The organism is Streptomyces sp. NPDC006384 (assembly GCF_042870695.1).
Lineage (GTDB): Bacteria > Actinomycetota > Actinomycetes > Streptomycetales > Streptomycetaceae > Streptomyces.
This window is the reverse complement of record NZ_JBIAHR010000017.1, coordinates 130,017-146,984: the sequence shown is the minus strand read 5'-3', so window position 1 is coordinate 146,984 and position 16,968 is coordinate 130,017. Positions and strand designations below refer to the sequence as shown.

At 73.1% G+C, this 16,968-nt stretch carries 16 protein-coding genes; 7 read left to right on the top strand and 9 right to left on the bottom strand.

From position 1 onward, the window contains the following. Positions 1-88: 88 nt before the first annotated feature. Genes ACFYOJ_RS23505 through ACFYOJ_RS23485 form a run of 5 tightly spaced genes read left to right on the top strand, consistent with a single transcriptional unit; the run spans position 89 to position 6,040 of the window. Positions 89-1,963: an ABC transporter substrate-binding protein gene (locus ACFYOJ_RS23505; RefSeq protein WP_356553600.1), complete on the top strand. Its 1,875-nt coding sequence runs from the start codon at positions 89-91 to the stop codon at positions 1,961-1,963. A 12-nt stretch (positions 1,964-1,975) separates the two neighbouring features. Next, a complete protein-coding gene (locus ACFYOJ_RS23500) occupies positions 1,976-3,052 on the top strand; it encodes an ABC transporter permease (protein ID WP_356553602.1) in 1,077 nt (358 codons plus the stop codon). Then, a complete protein-coding gene (locus tag ACFYOJ_RS23495; RefSeq protein ID WP_356553604.1) occupies positions 3,049-3,963 on the top strand; it encodes an ABC transporter permease in 915 nt (304 codons plus the stop codon). The genes ACFYOJ_RS23500 and ACFYOJ_RS23495 overlap by 4 nt, the downstream gene beginning before the upstream one ends. Further along, a complete protein-coding gene (locus tag ACFYOJ_RS23490; RefSeq protein ID WP_356553606.1) occupies positions 3,960-4,958 on the top strand; it encodes an ABC transporter ATP-binding protein in 999 nt (332 codons plus the stop codon). The genes ACFYOJ_RS23495 and ACFYOJ_RS23490 overlap by 4 nt, the downstream gene beginning before the upstream one ends. Further along, positions 4,955-6,040, top strand: a complete 1,086-nt coding sequence (locus ACFYOJ_RS23485) for an ABC transporter ATP-binding protein (RefSeq protein ID WP_356553608.1) — start codon at positions 4,955-4,957, stop codon at positions 6,038-6,040. The genes ACFYOJ_RS23490 and ACFYOJ_RS23485 overlap by 4 nt, the downstream gene beginning before the upstream one ends. Here the strand turns inward: ACFYOJ_RS23485 and ACFYOJ_RS23480 are convergent. From ACFYOJ_RS23480 to rimP, 9 genes are all read right to left on the bottom strand, one after another. Continuing rightward, a complete protein-coding gene (locus ACFYOJ_RS23480) occupies positions 6,012-6,968 on the bottom strand; it encodes a bifunctional riboflavin kinase/FAD synthetase (protein ID WP_356553610.1) in 957 nt (318 codons plus the stop codon). The genes ACFYOJ_RS23485 and ACFYOJ_RS23480 overlap by 29 nt on opposite strands. A gap of 152 nt (positions 6,969-7,120) precedes the next feature. Continuing rightward, positions 7,121-8,380, bottom strand: coding sequence for a hypothetical protein (locus ACFYOJ_RS23475; RefSeq protein WP_388597708.1), 1,260 nt, complete (start codon positions 8,378-8,380; stop codon positions 7,121-7,123). A gap of 260 nt (positions 8,381-8,640) precedes the next feature. Beyond that, positions 8,641-9,546: a tRNA pseudouridine(55) synthase TruB gene (gene truB / locus ACFYOJ_RS23470; protein ID WP_356553611.1), complete on the bottom strand. Its 906-nt coding sequence runs from the start codon at positions 9,544-9,546 to the stop codon at positions 8,641-8,643. Further along, positions 9,543-9,998, bottom strand: a complete 456-nt coding sequence (gene rbfA / locus ACFYOJ_RS23465) for a 30S ribosome-binding factor RbfA (RefSeq protein ID WP_356553613.1) — start codon at positions 9,996-9,998, stop codon at positions 9,543-9,545. Before rbfA ends, truB begins: the two co-directional genes overlap by 4 nt. A gap of 41 nt (positions 9,999-10,039) precedes the next feature. Then, positions 10,040-10,333: a DUF503 domain-containing protein gene (locus tag ACFYOJ_RS23460; RefSeq protein WP_356553799.1), complete on the bottom strand. Its 294-nt coding sequence runs from the start codon at positions 10,331-10,333 to the stop codon at positions 10,040-10,042. A 153-nt stretch (positions 10,334-10,486) separates the two neighbouring features. Continuing rightward, complete coding sequence (gene infB, locus ACFYOJ_RS23455; RefSeq protein WP_356553615.1) at positions 10,487-13,552, bottom strand: translation initiation factor IF-2; 3,066 nt, start codon at positions 13,550-13,552, stop codon at positions 10,487-10,489. A gap of 177 nt (positions 13,553-13,729) precedes the next feature. Beyond that, on the bottom strand, positions 13,730-14,011 hold the full coding sequence (locus tag ACFYOJ_RS23450) for a YlxR family RNase P modulator (protein WP_356553617.1): 282 nt from the start codon (positions 14,009-14,011) through the stop codon (positions 13,730-13,732). Between the two features lie 124 nt (positions 14,012-14,135). Continuing rightward, on the bottom strand, positions 14,136-15,125 hold the full coding sequence (gene nusA / locus ACFYOJ_RS23445; protein ID WP_356553619.1) for a transcription termination factor NusA: 990 nt from the start codon (positions 15,123-15,125) through the stop codon (positions 14,136-14,138). 2 nt (positions 15,126-15,127) lie between these two features. Beyond that, positions 15,128-15,655, bottom strand: coding sequence for a ribosome maturation factor RimP (gene rimP, locus ACFYOJ_RS23440; protein ID WP_356553621.1), 528 nt, complete (start codon positions 15,653-15,655; stop codon positions 15,128-15,130). 249 nt (positions 15,656-15,904) lie between these two features. Here rimP and ACFYOJ_RS23435 point away from each other — a divergent pair, with 249 nt between their 5' ends. Beyond that, complete coding sequence (locus ACFYOJ_RS23435; RefSeq protein WP_356553623.1) at positions 15,905-16,441, top strand: hypothetical protein; 537 nt, start codon at positions 15,905-15,907, stop codon at positions 16,439-16,441. Beyond that, positions 16,438-16,926: a ferritin-like domain-containing protein gene (locus ACFYOJ_RS23430; protein ID WP_356553624.1), complete on the top strand. Its 489-nt coding sequence runs from the start codon at positions 16,438-16,440 to the stop codon at positions 16,924-16,926. Before ACFYOJ_RS23435 ends, ACFYOJ_RS23430 begins: the two co-directional genes overlap by 4 nt. The last annotated feature ends 42 nt before the right edge of the window (positions 16,927-16,968 follow it).

Below are 16,968 nucleotides of genomic sequence, written 5' to 3'. Positions count from 1 at the left end.
CGTTCAAGTCTGTTCGCACCTGTTCAAGCCCGCCCCGTGCGGACGCCGGACGGGCGTCCGCACGAGTGATGACGCGAGGTACCGAACCATGAACACACAAGATCAGCACGGCAGAGGACGTATCGGTCCCCGCCCGAGGAGGGCGCGGCTCCTGGCCGCCGCGGGCGCCGCCGCCCTCGTCCTCGCGTCCGGCGTCGCCGCCCCGTCCGTCTCGGCCGGACCGCAGAGCGGCCCGGTGCAGGCCGAGGAGGGCGGCAAGGTCCTCACCGTCGCGGTCGCGCAGAGCGTCGACTCGCTCAGCCCGTTCCTCGCCGTGCGGCTGCTCAGCACGAGCATCCACCGGCTGACGTACGAGTACCTGACCGCCTACGACCCCAAGGACAACCGCGTCGTACCGGGACTGGCCACCGCGTGGAAGTCCTCCCCCGACAAGCTGACCTGGACGTACACGATCCGCTCCGACGCGAAGTGGTCGGACGGCCGCAAGGTCACCGCCGAGGACGCGGCGTGGACGTTCACCAAGATGATGACCGACGACGGCGCCGCCACCGCCAACGGCAGCTTCGTCGCCAACTTCGAGAAGGTCACCGCGCCAGGCCCCACCCGGCTGGTGATCGAGCTGAAGAAGCCGCAGGCCACGATGACCGCGCTCGACGTGCCGATCGTGCCCAAGCACGTGTGGGAGAAGGTCGGTGACTTCTCCGAGTTCAACAACGACAAGAGCTTCCCCGTCGTGGGCAACGGACCGTTCGTCCTCACCGACTACAAACCGGACAGCCATGTGCGGCTGAAGGCCAACAAGGACTACTGGCGGGGCGCGCCCAAGTTCGACGAGCTGGTCTTCCGCTACTACAAGGACCAGGACGCCGCCGTCGCCGCCCTGCGCAAGGGCGAGGTGTCCTTCGTCGCCGGGTCCCCGTCGCTGACACCCGCCCAGGCGGCCTCGCTCAAGGGCGACAAGAACATCCACGTCAACGACGCGCCCGGCCGCCGCTTCTACGCCCTCGCCACCAACCCGGGCGCACGCGCCAAGGACGGCACGAGGTTCGGTGACGGCCACCCGTCGCTGCTCGACCAGCGGGTGCGGCACGCGCTGTTCATGGCGGTGGACCGCAAGGCGATCGTCGACAAGGTCTTCCAGGGCCACGCGGTCCAGGGGCAGGGGTACATACCGCCGCGGTTCTCCCGGTACTTCTGGAAACCCTCGCCGCAGCAGGAGCTGGCGTACGACCCCGTGGCGGCCGGCCGGCTGCTCGACGAGGCGGGCTACAAGAAGAACGCCGACGGCGAGCGCGTCGGCAAGGACGGCGAACCGCTGAACTACCGCGTCCTGTGCCACGCCACCGACCCCAACGACAAGGCGGTCGGCAAGTACCTTCAGGAGTGGTGGGGCGAGCTCGGCATCAAGACCACCCTCAACTGCCTCGACAACGTGACCGACCCCTGGCTCGCGGGCACGTACGACCTCGCCTTCGACGGCTGGTCCGTCAACCCCGACCCCGACTTCGTCCTCTCCATCCACACCTGTGACGCCCTCCCGCAGACACCCAAGGACACCGGCGCCACGGACAACTTCATCTGCGACAGGACGTACGACGACCTCTACGCCCGGCAGCTCGCCGAGTACGACCCGGACAAGCGGGCGCAGATCGTCAAGCGGATGCAGTCGCGGCTGTACGACCTGGGCTACATGAACGTCATGGCCTATCCGAACGCCGTCGAGGCCTACCGCACGGACCAGATCGGGTCGATCACCACGATGCCGTCGGACGCGGGCAACATCTACGGCCAGGACGGCTACTGGAGCTGGTGGTCCGCCGTCCCCGCGGACTCCGCCGGCTCCTCGGACGGTTCCTCGTCGACCGGCGTGGTGATCGGGGTCGTCGCGGGCGCCGTCGTGCTCGCCGGTCTCGGGGTGCTGGTCGCGGTGCGCCGCCGGGCCACGGCGGAAGAGCGTGAGTAGGCGGGCCCGCCCATGACCACGGAAGCGGCATCCCCCTCGCCCGGGGCCACGGCCGCGGCCGGTCCGGTGAAGTCCGGACCGGCCGGGCCGGGGCGCGCGTCCCGGGGCGGCGCCGGGGCGTATCTGCGGTACGTGGCCGGCAGGCTGGCCGGTGCGGCCGTCTCGCTGTTCGCCGTCCTCGTCACCAGTTTCTTCCTCTTCCGGCTGATCCCGGGCGATCCGGTGAGGTTCATGACCGGCGGCCGTCCGGTGTCCGCCGAGCAGATCGCCGCCTACCGGCGGGAGTTCGGTCTCGACCTGCCGGTGTGGCAGCAGTTCACGCAGTACTGCGGCAAGGCGCTGACGGGAGACCTGGGGACCTCGTACCAGTTCCACGGCCCCGTCGTCGACAAGATCACCGAGGCGCTGCCGAACACGCTGCTGCTCACCGGCACGGCCTTCGTGCTCTACACGGCCCTGGGCGTCTTCCTCGGCACCCGTTCCGCGTGGCGGCACGGCAGGCCCGCCGACCGGATCAACACGGGGCTGGCGCTGACGCTCTACTCCATCCCCTCCTTCTGGCTGGGGCTGCTGCTCATCATCGTGCTGTCGGTCGGCGTGGGCCCCGTCCCCGGCCTGTTCCCGACCGGGGGCATGGAGTCCGGCGGCGAGCAGGGCCTCGCGTACGCCGTCGACGTCGCCCACCACCTCGTCCTGCCGGTGGTGACGCTGGTCGCGGTGGAGTACGGGCAGACGCTGCTGGTCACCCGGTCGGCGCTGCTCGACGAGATGGGCGGCGACTATCTGACCACGGCGCGCGCCAAGGGCCTGCGGGACGACCTCGTACGGCGCCGGCACGCCGTGCCGAACGCGCTGCTGCCGACCGTGACCCTGATCTTCGTCAACCTCGGCCGGACCGTCGCCGGTGTCATCCTCGTCGAGACGGTCTTCTCCTGGCCGGGGCTCGGCGGGCTGTTCTACCAGGCGTTGAGCGTGCCCGATCTGCCGCTGGTGCAGGGGCTGTTCTTCGTCTTCGCCGCGGCGGTGATCCTGATGAACACCCTGGCCGACCTCCTGTATCCGCTGCTCGACCCGAGGGTGGGCCGATGACCGCCGAGACCGCTCCGCCGCCCGGCCCGCGCACGCTCGCGCGGCGGCGCCGCCGGGCCTTCGCCGCACGTTTCTGGAAGGAGTACCGGCGACACCGCGCGGGCCTGTTCGGGCTCGCCGCGCTGGTGCTGTCCGGGCTGCTCGCCCTGACCGCGCCGCTGACCGTCGGCTCCGACGTGCAGAGCGTGACCGACGCGCCCGGGCAGCCGATGGAGAGCCCCAGCGGCCGGTTCCCGCTGGGCACCGACCAGTTCGGGCGCGATCTGCTGGGGCTGCTGATCTGGGGGTCGCGCGTCTCGCTGCTGGTGGGGCTGCTCGCGGCCGTGCTGTCGGTGGCCATCGGGGCGCTGATCGGCATCACCGCCGGGCACTTCCGCGGCTGGTACGCCACGGTGGCCATGCGCGTCACCGACTGGTTCCTGGTGATGCCGACGCTGGTGCTCGCCATCGTGCTCGCGACCGTCATGTCCCGTTCGCTGGGCACGATCGTCCTGGCCATCGGCGTCACCACCTGGCCGACGACCGCGCGGCTGGTGCGGGCCCAGACGCTGGCGGTGGAGTCACGGCCGTACATCGAACGCGCGAAGGCGCTCGGGGGCGGCCACTGGCACATCATGTCCCGGCACGTGCTGCCGAACGTGATGCCGCTGATCCTCGCCCAGACCACCCTGATCATCTCCTCCGCGATCCTCGCCGAGGCCACCCTGGCGTTCCTGGGGCTCGGGGACCCCTCGGTCGTGTCGTGGGGCGGGCTGCTGCAGGACGCCCGGGAGGCGGGGGCGGTCAGCTCCGGCGACTGGTGGTACCTGGTGCCGCCGGGCATCGCGATCGCGGCCGTCGCGCTGGCGTTCACGCTGTGCGGACGTGCGGTCGAATCCGTCCTCAACCCCAGGCTGGGGGTGGCCCGTTGACCCTGCTCGACGTGCGGGACCTGGAGGTGACCTACCCGGGCGGCGCGGCCGCCGTACGCGGGGTCGACCTGAGCCTCGCCGCGGGCGAGAAGCTCGGCATCGCGGGCGAGTCCGGCTGCGGCAAGTCCACGCTGGCACTGGCGCTGCTGCGGCTGCTGCCCGCCGGGACCCGGGTCGGCGGCGAGATCCTCCTCGACGGGGAGGACGTGCTGACGATGAAGTGGGGCCGGGTGCGGGCGGTGCGCTGGGCCGGGGCGTCGATCGTCTTCCAGGGCGCGATGCACTCCCTCAACGCCGTGCACCGCGTCGGCGACCAGATCGCCGAACCGATCCTGCTGCACCACGGGGCGACCCCCGCGGGCGCCCGGAAGAGAGCCGGCGAGCTGCTGGAGCAGGTGGGTCTGCCGGCGGCGCGCGCCTCCGCCTACCCGCACGAGCTGTCCGGCGGGCAGCGGCAGCGCGTGATGATCGCGATGGCGCTGGCCTGCGATCCGCGTCTGATCGTCGCCGACGAGCCGACCACCGCGCTCGACGTGATGATCCAGGCCCAGATCCTGCGCCTGATCGAGGAGCTGGTGAGCGAGCAGGACGTGGGGCTGATCATGATCAGTCACGATCTCGCCGTCCTCGCCGACACCTGCGACCGGCTCGCGGTGATGTACGCGGGCCGGGTGGTCGAGGAGGGCCCGGCGCGACTGGTCCACGACGACGCCCGCCACCCCTACGGCAGGGCCCTGTCGGAGGCGTTCCCGAGGATCGGCGACCCGCGCTCGCGGTTCGCGCCGCGCGGGCTGCCCGGCGACCCGCCCGACCCCGCCGCGGTGCCGTCCGGCTGCGCCTTCCACCCGCGCTGCCCCGTCGCGCTGGACGTCTGCGCCACCGACGACCAGGAGCTGCGCGCGGCGGGCGCGGACCGGCGCGCGGCGTGCGTGCACGTGGCCACGGGGACGCCGGGGGCCGCGCAGGAAGCAGACGTGAGGAGCCGCACCGCATGACGACCACGCCGCCACCGGCCTCGCCATCGCCGGCCTCGCCATCGCCGGCCACGCCGCCACCGGTCACGCCGCCGCTGCTGAGCGTCGAGGGCCTGCACGTCACCTTCCCCGGCCGGCACGGCGCGCCGCCGGCCCGGGCCGTGGACGGGGTCGACCTCGCCGTCCGGCCGGGCGAGATCGTGGCGCTGGTCGGCGAGTCCGGCTGCGGCAAGACGACCCTGGCCCGCTCCCTGCTCGGCCTGGTCCGGCCGGCCTCGGGCCGCGTCGTCTTCGACGGGGCCCCGCTCTCCTACACCTCGCGCGCGCTGAAGGCCTACCGCAGACGCGCCCAGCTGGTCCTCCAGGATCCGAGCGGCTCCCTCAACCCGCGGCACACGGTCTACGACGCCGTCGCCGAGGGGCTGCGCATCCACGGGTACGGCGGTGACGAGCGGGAGGCGGTCGCCGGGGCCCTGGCCCGGGCCGGGCTGCGCCCGCCCGAGCGTTTCTTCCTGCGCCACCCGCACGAGCTGTCGGGCGGCCAGCGCCAGCGGGTCGTCATCGCGGGAGCGCTGGTCCTGGAACCCGAACTGCTCGTCGCCGACGAGCCGGTGGCCTCCCTGGACGCCTCGGTGCGCGGCGAGATCCTCGCGCTGCTGCTGCGGCTGCGCACCGAACTCGGGCTGTCCGCGCTGGTGGTGACCCACGACCTCGGACTGGCCTGGAACATCGCCGACCGGGTCGCGGTGATGTATCTGGGACGGATCGTGGAGACGGGCGCGGTCGAGCAGGTGCTGACGGCGCCGCGGCACCCGTACACCCGGGCCCTGCTGTCCGTGCTGCCCGAGGCCCCCGGGGACCCGGTCGTCCTCGGCGGTGAGCCCCCGGACCCGTCCCGTGTCCCCGCCGGCTGCCGCTTCCACGCCCGCTGTCAGGTCCTGGCGAGCGGGGAGGCTTCCCGCGCGGGCGTCGCCGACGCGTGCCGCACCCGGGACCCGGAGATCCTCCACGGCGGCGGTCAGGCACAGGTGGCCTGCCACTGGGCGCGGGCGCGGGCTCAGGCGGATCCGCCGGTCAGCCCCGCTCGTCGTCCGCCGCGATGATCTCGCGGCACTCCTCGACGTCCTCGGCCATCCGCTCGAGGAGGGCGTCCAGCGTCTCGAACCTCGCCTGGCCCCGGACGAAGGCCAGGAAGTCCACGGCCGCGTGCAGCCCGTACAGGTCGAGGCCGACGCGGTCGATGGCGTACGCCTCCACCGTGCGCTCGGTGCCCTCGAACTGCGGGTTGGTGCCGACGGAGATCGCGGCGGGCATCGCCTCGCCCAGGGCGTGCAGCCGGCCGGCGTAGACGCCGTCGGCGGGGATCGCGGTGTGCGGCAGGGTCTCCACGTTGGCCGTGGGGAAGCCCAGCTCGCGGCCGCGCTGGGCGCCGCGGACGACGACGCCCTCGACGCGGTGCGGGCGGCCCAGGATCTCGGCGGCGCCCTGGACGTCGCCCTCGGCGATCAGGCGGCGGGTGAGGGTGGAGGAGAAGGGCTCGCCGCCGCCCGCCTCGCCGGACACGTACAGGTCGACGACCTCGACCTCGAAGTCGTAGATCCGGCCCTGCTCGGTGAGGAAGTCGACGTTCCCGGCGGCCCTGTGGCCGAAGCGGAAGTTGGGGCCCTCGACGACCGCCCTGGCGTGCAGCTTGTCGACCAGGACCTTGACCACGAAGTCGGCCGGGGACAGCTTCGAGAACTCCGCCGTGAAGGGCAGGACCAGTACCGCGTCCACACCCAGCTCGGCGCAGAGCTCGGCGCGGCGGTGGTGCGGGGCGAGCAGCGGGGGGTGGCTGCCGGGGCGGACGACCTCGCTGGGGTGCGGGTCGAAGGTGACGAGGACGACGGGGACGCCCAGCTCGCGGGCGCGGTCCACGGCGTGCTTGATGATCAGCTGGTGTCCGCGGTGGACTCCGTCGTAGGAGCCGATGGTGACGACGCTGCGCCCCCAGTCCTCGGGGATGTCCTCCAAGCCACGCCAGCGCTGCACTGTGTCTGCTCCTTGTCGCACACTCGTCAAAGCCGAAGCCTGTGATGCAGGTCCAAGGGTGCCATGCCGTGCGCCGGGCGCCCGCATCGGCATGGGTGCTGTGACCGGCCGCACCCCGGCGCCCCGCATCCGCGGCCGGGTCCCGGCCGCGGTCAGGCGGGGACGCGGACGCCCGCGAGGCTCCCGACGGTGCGGAGCGCGCTCGGGCCCGCCAGTGCGGCCCACTCCTCGGGGGCCTCCGCCAGCCAGCCGGTCACCTCGCCGGCGAAACCGGGGAGGTGGCGGGCCAGGTCGACCAGGCAGCGGTCGAGCCGGGCGGCGCCGTCGGGGGTGCGGACGAGGAGCCGGGCCGTGCGGTGCACGAGGTCCCGCCGGCCGGGGCCGCCGCGGGAGGCCGCGGCGCGCAGCAGCGCCTCCAGGACGATGGGGGCGTCCTCGTGGGCCAGGAGGTGTTCGCGCAGTTCCCGGCGGAGGGCGCCGGAGCCGGGGGCGCCGTCGGCGGCGAGGACGCCGGCCAGCGCGGCCCGCACCTGCTCGGGTCCGCCGTCCAGCAGGCCGGTGACCAGGGGCAGGAGTACGCCGCGGGCGGCGGGTCCCTGCTCGTCGAGGCGCCGGTCGGTGTACGCGGCCACGTGCCCGGCGGTCTCCGGGCGCTCGGCGACGGCCCGTCCTGCCCCACAGAGGTCGCCGTGAGCTCGAGGACACCGGCCAGGTTGAGGTCGACGCCGTACGCCGGGACCGTCGCCCGGTTCTCGGCGAGCAGAGCTGCCAGGGGGCCGGGCACGGGACGCAGCGGTACGGCGAAGCCGACGTCGCGGTGGCCGGAGGCCAGCGCGGTACCGAGGACGCCGAGGACGGCGCCGGTGGTGGCGTCGAGCACCGGTCCGCCGGCCGCGCCGCCGCCCGGCCGCAGCGCGTCCTGGCCCGGACGTGCCGACGGCCAGCTCCAGGACGTCGTGGAGGCGGTGGAGGCGGTCGGTGGCCGTGTAGGTGACGTCGGCGGTGCCGAGGAGCCTGGCCTCGCGCCAGCAGCCGGCGGCGATCCGGACGTACGTCCCGGCCTCGGGGCGGTCCCGCACCGTGACGGCCAGCGGTTCGAGTCCGAGGCCCTCGGCGCGGACGAGCGCCAGGCCGAGCTCCGGCAGGGCGGTCACCTCCGCGGCCGTCACGACCCGGTGCCGGCCCCCGGCGGTGCGCAGGACGAGGGACGACAGGCCGTCGACCGTCTCGTGGCCGGTGATCACCGTGCCGTGGTGGTCGGCGGCGAATCCCGTGCCCCGGGGGCGGCCCGCCGGATCGGTGAAAAAGACCAGGGAGCCGTCCGGCGCACCGGGACGGAGCGGGGGGTCCTCCGGTGCCCCGGAGGGCGGCGGGGTGCCGCCCGCTTCCCCGGACCGGTTCCGCGACGTCATCGCCGCACCCCCCGCCGTACACCGTCCTGCGTCCGTGCCGCGTCCGACGGTAGGCGGGTGGTGATCGGCGGGACGGTTCCCTCGCGAACGCGCCCCCTTCCACTCCCCCGGTTCACTCCGAGCGCCTGCCCGGACGGGTGAACAGGAGAGGAAAGTTGGACAACCCTATGAGGTGGGGGAACCGAGGGGGACCGTGGAGCGGCGGGCGTGGCGTTCCCCGTGACCGCCGCTCCACGGGCGGGAGTTGACGAAGCGTCGGCTCAGCCGAAGACGGCCAGGCTCTTCGCCTTGCCCTTGTGTTCCTCCACGAGGGCGAGCAGACGGCCCTCGGGACCGAAGACCGCCACGGCGCCGGCGCCCGCGTAGGTGTTGGGCATCTCCAGCCGCACCCCGTTGAGGAGCAGCCGGGCGCGCCTGGTGTCCACGTCCCAGCGCGGGAAGGCGGCGGCCGCCGCCTCACCGACCGGCATGACGGCGAGGTCCTGCTGGAGCTGGTCCAGCGTCCTCGCCGCGTCCAGCTTGTACGGGCCGACGCGGGTGCGGCGCAGCGCCGTGAGGTGGCCGCCGACGCCGAGGCCGGCGCCGAGGTCGCGGGCGAGCGCGCGGATGTAGGTGCCCGACGAGCAGACCACCGAGACCACCAGGTCCAGCACCGGGGTGCCGTCCTCGGCGACGGCGTCCCGGACGTCGTACACCGCGAAGGAGGAGACGGTGACGGGCCGGGCGGGGATCTCGAACTCCTCGCCCTCGCGCGCCCGCTTGTAGGAGCGCACGCCGTTGATCTTGATGGCGCTGACCTTGGAGGGCACCTGCATGATCTCGCCGGTCAGCTCGGCGACGCCGGCGTCGATCGCCTCCCGGGTGACCTTCGAGGCGTCCTGCGACCTCGTGATCTCGCCCTCGGCGTCGTCCGTCAGCGTCGTCTGCCCGAGCCTGATGGTGCCCAGGTACTCCTTCTCGGTGAGGGCGAGGTGCCCGAGGAGCTTGGTGGCCCGCTCCACGCCGAGGACCAGGACGCCCGTCGCCATCGGGTCGAGCGTGCCGGCGTGCCCGACGCGCCGGGTGCGGGCGATGCCCCGCATCTTGGCGACGACGTCGTGCGAGGTGAAGCCCGACGGCTTGTCGACGATGACAAGGCCGTCGGGCGTGATGTGCTTGTCGGTCATTCGGCGGTGTCGTCCGTCTCGTCGTCCTCGGAGCCCGGCTTCCTGTACGGGTCCGCGTCACCGGCGTACGAGGCGCCCGCGGACACCTCGCGCACCTTCGCGTCGGACTGCCGCGCCTTGTCGAGGAGGTCCTCGATGTTCCGGGCGGTGTCCGGGAGGGCGTCCATGACGAAGGTCAGGGTCGGTGTGAACTTCACACCGGCCGCCTTGCCGACCTCGGAGCGCAGGATGCCCCTGGCGCTCTCCAGTCCGGCGGCGGCGGCCGCGCGCTCCTCGTCGTCCCCGTACACCGTGTAGAAGACGGTCGCCTCCCGCAGGTCACCCGTGACCCGGGTGTCCGTGATGGTGACGTGCGAGCCGAGCCGCGGGTCCTTGATCCCACGCTGCAGCTTCTGGGCCACCACCTCTCGGATGAGGTCCGCCAGCCTTTTCGCCCGCGCGTTGTCGGCCACTGGTCCGTCTCCCGTTCTTTCTTCTTCTGCGTATCTTCTGGTCAGTCGTCGTCGCCGTGCAGGCGCCGCCTGACGGACAGCAGCTCCACTTCGGGGCGGCCGGCCACCAGCCGTTCGCACCGGTCGAGCACGTCGGACAGGTGCCCGGCGTCACCGGACACCATGGCCAGGCCGATGACGGCCCGCCGGTGGAGGTTCATGTGCTCCACCTCGGCCGCGCTCACCGCGTACTTCCGCTGGAGTTCGGCGACGATCGGGCGGACGACGGAGCGCTTCTCCTTCAGCGAATGTACGTCGCCGAGGAGCAGGTCGAAGGACAGCGTCCCCACATACATGTGCAACCGGTTCACCCGCCGGTCCGGGATCGATGGCCCCGCCGTCCACGGGCGGGGTCACCAGAACCGTACAACGAACGGCCGGGGCCGATCGACGGATATTGCTCTCCGCCGACCGGCCCCGGACCGCACCGTCTGAGGAAGACGGGGCTGTTACGCCCGCGGCTTCTCGCGCATCTCGTACGTCGCGATGACGTCGTCGACCTTGATGTCGTTGAAGTTTCCGAGGTTGATACCGCCCTCGAAGCCTTCGCGGATCTCGGTGACGTCGTCCTTGAAGCGACGCAGACCCTCGATGTTGAGGTTCTCCGCGATGACCTTGCCGTCGCGGATGAGGCGCGCCTTGGTGTTGCGCTTGACCTCGCCGGAGCGGATGAGCACACCCGCGATGTTGCCCAGCTTGGACGAGCGGAAGACCTCGCGGATCTCCGCCGTACCCAGCTCGACCTCTTCGTACTCCGGCTTGAGCATGCCCTTGAGGGCCGCCTCGATCTCCTCGATCGCCTGGTAGATGACCGAGTAGTACCGGACGTCCACACCCTCGCGCTCGGCCATCTGCGCGGCACGCCCGGCGGCGCGCACGTTGAAGCCGATCACGATGGCGTCGGAGCCCATCGCCAGGTCGATGTCGGACTCCGTGACCGCACCGACGCCGCGGTGCAGGACGCGGATGTCGACCTCTTCGCCGACGTCCAGCTGGAGCAGCGAGGACTCGAGGGCCTCGACCGAACCGGAGGCGTCACCCTTGATGATCAGGTTCAGCTGCTGGACCTCGCCGGCCTTGAGCACCTTGTCCAGGTCCTCCAGCGACACGCGGCGCGTGCGCTTGGCGAACGCGGCGTTGCGCTCGCGGGCGGCGCGCTTCTCCGCGATCTGGCGGGCCGTACGGTCCTCCTCGACCACGATGAAGTTGTCACCGGCGCCCGGGACGTTGGTCAGGCCGAGGACCTGGACCGGCGTCGAGGGACCGGCCTCGGCGACGTTGTTGCCGTTGTCGTCGAGCATGGCGCGGACGCGGCCGTAGGCGTCGCCCACCACCATCGTGTCGCCGACCCGCAGGGTGCCTCGCTGGACGAGGACCGTCGCCACGGCACCGCGGCCGCGGTCGAGACGGGACTCGATCGAGATGCCCTGCGCGTCCTGGTTCGGGTTGGCCCGCAGGTCGAGCGAGGCGTCGGCCGTGAGGATCACGGCCTCCAGCAGCGAGTCGATGTGCAGACCCTGCTTGGCGGAGATGTCGACGAACATGGTGTCGCCGCCGTACTCCTCGGCCACCAGGCCGTACTCGGTCAGCTGACCGCGCACCTTGGTCGGGTCGGCGCCCTCGACGTCGATCTTGTTGACCGCGACGACGATCGGGACCTCGGCGGCCTTGGCGTGGTTGAGCGCCTCGACCGTCTGCGGCATGACGCCGTCGTTGGCCGCGACGACGAGGATCGCGATGTCCGTCGACCGGGCACCACGGGCACGCATGGCGGTGAACGCCTCGTGACCCGGGGTGTCGATGAACGTGATCTTGCGCTCTTCGTCGTTGACCTCGGTCGCGACCTGGTAGGCACCGATGTGCTGGGTGATGCCGCCGGCCTCGCCCGCGATGACGTTCGTCTTGCGGATGGCGTCGAGCAGTCGGGTCTTGCCGTGGTCGACGTGGCCCATGACGGTCACGACCGGCGGACGGACGACCAGGTCCTCCTCGGAGCCCTCGTCCTCGCCGAACTCCAGGTCGAAGGACTCGAGCAGCTCGCGGTCCTCCTCCTCCGGGCTGACGATCTGAACCGTGTAGTTCATCTCGTCGGCGAGGAGCTGGAGCGTCTCGTCGGAGACGGACTGGGTCGCGGTGACCATCTCGCCGAGGTTCATCATGACCGCGACGAGCGACGCCGGGTTGGCGTTGATCTTCTCCGCGAAGTCGGTGAGCGACGCACCGCGCGACAGGCGAATGGTCTCGCCGTTGCCGCGGGGCAGCATCACGCCGCCGACCGACGGGGCCTGCATGGCCTCGTACTCCTGGCGCCTCTGCCGCTTCGACTTGCGACCGCGACGCGCGGGACCGCCGGGACGGCCGAAGGCGCCCTGCGTGCCACCACGGCCACCGGGACCGCCGGGACGCCCGCCGAAGCCGGGACGGCCACCGCCGCCGCCGAAGCCGCCGCCACCGCCGGGACGGCCGGCGAAGCCGCCGCCGCCACCGGGACGACCGCCGCCGCCGGGACCGGCCGGACGGCCGGCGAAGCCGCCGCCGCCCGGACGACCGGCACCGCCGGGACGACCGGCACCGCCGGGACCGCGACCGCCGCCACCGGGGCCGGGACGCGGGCCGGCAGCGGGACGCTGCGGCATCATGCCGGGGTTCGGACGCGGGCCGCCGCCGGGACGGGGGCCTGCGCCACCGCCCTGCGGACGCGGCATCGAGCCCGGGGTCGGACGGTTGCCGCCCGGAGCCTGGGGACGGGGACCGCCGCCCTGGCCGGGAGCCTGCGGACGGGGGCCGGCGCCGGGGGCACCAGGGCCGCCGGGACGCGGGGCGCCCTGCGGACGGGGGGCCTGCGGACGCGCCATGCCGGCGTTGCCGCCGGAGGTGAAGGGGTTGTTGCCCGGGCGGGGACCGCCGGGGCGGCCGCCGGGACGCTGTGCCGGGGCGCCGGGACGCTGACCGGCGGGACGGCCCTGGCCGCCCTGCTGGCCGCGGTCCTGACCGGGACCGGCGGGACGACCGCCGGGCTTCGGGGCACCGGGACGCGCGCCGGGCTTGGGACCGGACGGCGCCGGGGCGGCGGGGGCCGCCGGCGGAGCGGTGAACTCCGGCGCGGCCGGAGCCGGACGCGGGGCGGGCCTGGGACCCGGCGTCGGACGCGGGCCCGGAGCGGCCGGCGCGGGCGCCGACGGAGCCTCGGGCTGCTGCGCGGCCGCGGGCTTGGGGGCGGCCGGACGCGGCGCGGCCGGACGGTCTCCGGCGGCCTGACCGGCGCCGGAGGGACCCGCGGGCTGCGCCGGGGCGGGCGCTGCGGGCCTGGGGGTCGCCTTGCGGGGGGCGGGCTTCGCGGACCTGCCGTTGCCACCGCCCTGCTGGAAGGCGTCTGTCAGCTTGCGTACTACGGGCGCTTCGATCGTCGAAGACGCCGAACGGACGAACTCACCGAGTTCCTGGAGCTTGGCCATGACGACCTTGCTCTCGACACCGAACTCCTTGGCGAGTTCGTATACCCGGACCTTAGCCACTTCGCTCCTCTGAGGTCCGGGTTGCGTCCGGACCGTCGCTAGTTCATGGGCGTACTCATCGCGTACTCATCGAGTGCTCATCGCAATCTCGACCTGCTTTCGACTCGCGAGGTACCAGACCGCACGGGAGGTTCCGTGCGGCACGTCTTCCTTGCCAACGTTGCTCACGTGGTGCCGTCAGCAACCTTGTGCGTGCTCGACGTAGTGGCGCAACGCCTTTACGTCGAGCGGACCCGGGACGCGGAGCGCCCGCGGGAACGCCTTGCGGCGCACTGCCTGGTCGACACAGACCGGCACGGGGTGCACATACGCACCCCGGCCGGGCAGCGTACCGCGTGGATCGGGGGTGCATGCACCCTCGACCACCACGGTGCGCAGCAGCGCACTCTTGACCGCTCGCTCCCGGCACCCCACGCAGGTGCGTTCAGGGCGTGCTCCGGTAGGTGTCCGGCCAGACACTTCCTAAGTCTACCTCCCCGGACCGACCTCACCCCTTTGGGGCAAGAATCGAACACGTGCCGCAGGCGAAGCTGTCGTGATCTCAGCGCCGTGCGGCTTGGAACTATTCCCCGCGGCCGTCCGCCTACTGCCCGGACGGCTGCTCGGTGTCGGGCCGGATGTCGATCCGCCAGCCGGTCAGCCGGGCGGCGAGCCGGGCGTTCTGGCCTTCCTTGCCGATCGCCAGGGACAGCTGGTAGTCGGGCACGATCACCCTCGCGGAGCGGGCCGCCAGGTCCACGACCTCGACCTTGGAGACGCGGGCCGGGGAGAGGGCGTTCGCCACCATCTCGGCCGGGTCGTCCGACCAGTCGACGATGTCGATCTTCTCGCCGTTCAGCTCGGCCATGACATTGCGCACCCGGCCGCCCATCGGGCCGATGCAGGCGCCCTTGGCGTTCAGGCCGGAGCGGGTGGAACGTACGGCGATCTTCGTGCGGTGGCCGGCCTCGCGGGCGATCGCGGCGATCTCGACGGACCCGTCGGCGATCTCCGGCACCTCCAGGGCGAAGAGCTTCTTCACCAGGCCGGGGTGCGTGCGCGACAGCGTCACGGACGGACCGCGCACGCCCTTCGCCACCCGGACGACGTAGCTGCGCAGCCGCGTGCCGTGCGGGTAGGACTCGCCGGGGACCTGCTCCTGCACCGGCAGGATGGCCTCCAGCTTGCCGATGTCCACGAGCACGTTCTTCGGGTCGCGGCCCTGCTGGACCACACCGGTGACGATGTCGCCCTCACGTCCGGCGTACTCGCCGAGCGTCGCGTCGTCCTCGGCGTCGCGCAGCCGCTGCAGGATGACCTGCTTGGCGGTGGTGGCGGCGATGCGGCCGAAGTCGGACGGGGTGTCGTCGAACTCGCGGGCCTGCTGGCCCTCTTCGAGGTCGGCGGGGTCCTCCTTCGCCCACACGGTCACGTGTCCGGTCTCCCGGTCGAGCTCCACGCGCGCGTGCCGGCGGCTTCCCTCGGTGCGGTGATAGGCGATGAGGAGGGCCGACTCGATCGCCTTGACCAGCAGGTCGAAGGAGATCTCCTTCTCCCTGACCAAGCCCCGCAGGGCGCTCATGTCGATGTCCACGGCTACGCCTCCTCCTCTTCCGTCATGTCCGTCTGATCCTGCCTGTCCTGCTTGTCCTTGCGGTTGAACTCGACCTGGACGCGTGCCCTGTCGATGTCACCGAAGGCGAGTCTGCGGGTGGTGGCCCTGCGGCCCTTCACACCGGGTACTTCGAGGTCGAGTCCGTCCTCGTCCGCACCGAGGATGCGGGCGGTCAGTTCGCCGCCCTCGTGGAGCTGGAACCGCACCAGGCGGCCCACGGCCCGCACGTAGTGGCGGTGCTCAGTGAGGGAGCGCTCCGCGCCCGGGGTGCCGACCTCGAGGGTGTACTCGGCGTCGCCCATCGCGTCGCTCTCGTCGAGCTTCGCCGAGAGCGCACGGCTCACATCGGCGATCCGGTCGAGGTCCGCACCGGAGTCGGAGTCGACGACGACACGCAGCACACGCTTGCGTCCGACCGTTTCCACGGCGATCTCTTCGAGGTCCAGACCCTGGGAGGTGACGAGCGGTTCCAGCAGCTCTCGCAGCCTCTCGCTCTGGGTGGTGCTCATCCGGGTGACTCCTCGGCCGCGTGTGCTGTTGTGGGACGGTGCGCGTGTCTGGTCAAAGGGTATCCGGTCCCAAGGGGTGTTGCCGTCCACCCGGCCCGCCGGGCGCCACCGGGCGGTGCCGCCGGGTGGTGCCCGGCGGCGGCCCAGGTACCGTGATCACGGGCGTGCCGCGCCGCTGGTCACCGCTCCTCGAGCCGCGCGCCCTCGCTCACCCGTCGCTTCCGTACGAGTCTGCCGAGGACGTCTGCCGTGTCGTTCCCCTCCGCCCCTCGCGTGCCCTCGGGGCCGCGCCGAAGAAGTCTGCTGCTCGCCTCGGCCGCCGGGGCCGCCCTCGTCTCCGGTTGCTCCGGCGGCCCGGGGACCGGCACCTCGGGCGGCGCTCCGGCGGCCGTCGAGCGGGTGCGCGCGCGGGCGGCACGTGACAGCGCGGGGCTGGCCGCGCGGTACGACGCGGTGATCGCCGCGCATCCGGGGCTCGCCGGGCGGCTGCGGCCGCTGCGGGACGAGGTCGTCCGGCACGCGGAGGCGTTCGGCGGGGCGGGTTCGCCGCCGGCATCGGCGTCGGGGTCGGCGTCGGCGCGGGCCGCCGGGCCGGGGGACGCCTCCGGTGCGGTGCCCGGGGACGAGAAGGCGGCGCTGGCCGGACTGGCCGCCGCAGAGCGGGAGCTGACCGCCCGTCGGGCGGCGGCGCTGCTCCAGGTGCCGGGGGAGCCCGCGCGGCTGCTCGCCTCGGTGGCGGCGGCCGGGGCGGCGCACGTGTTTCTGCTGACGGAGGGTCACGGATGAGCGGGGCGAAGGACACGGCGAGGGACGCGGCGAAGGACCGGAGGCTGGGCGCCCTCCAGGCGGCGCTGGCCGCCGAGCACGCGGCGGTGTACGGGTACGGCGTCGTCGGCGGGCGGATCGGTGAGGACCGGCGCCCGGAGGCCCGCACGGCGTACGACGCGCACCGGGCCCGGCGGGACGCGCTGGCGCGTGCGGTGCGCGACGAGGGCGGCAGTCCGGTCGCGTCGGAGGCCGGGTACGCGCTGCCCTTCGCCGTGCCGGACGCGGCCGCGGCGGTGCGGCTGGCGGCCGAACTGGAGGACAGGGTGGCGGGGGTCTACTCCGACCTGGTGCGGGCGGCCGAGGGCGGCCTGCGGACGACGGCGGCCGAAGCGCTGCGGGAGGCGGCGGTCCGGGCCGTGCGCTGGCGGGGCGGCAGCGTAGCCTTCCCTGGGCTCGCCGAACGGGCCGGCACCCCGCCGGCCTCGGCGTCACCGACCGCGTAACGCGCGTACGGCAGGGACCGTACGGGAAGGGAACGGCTCGCG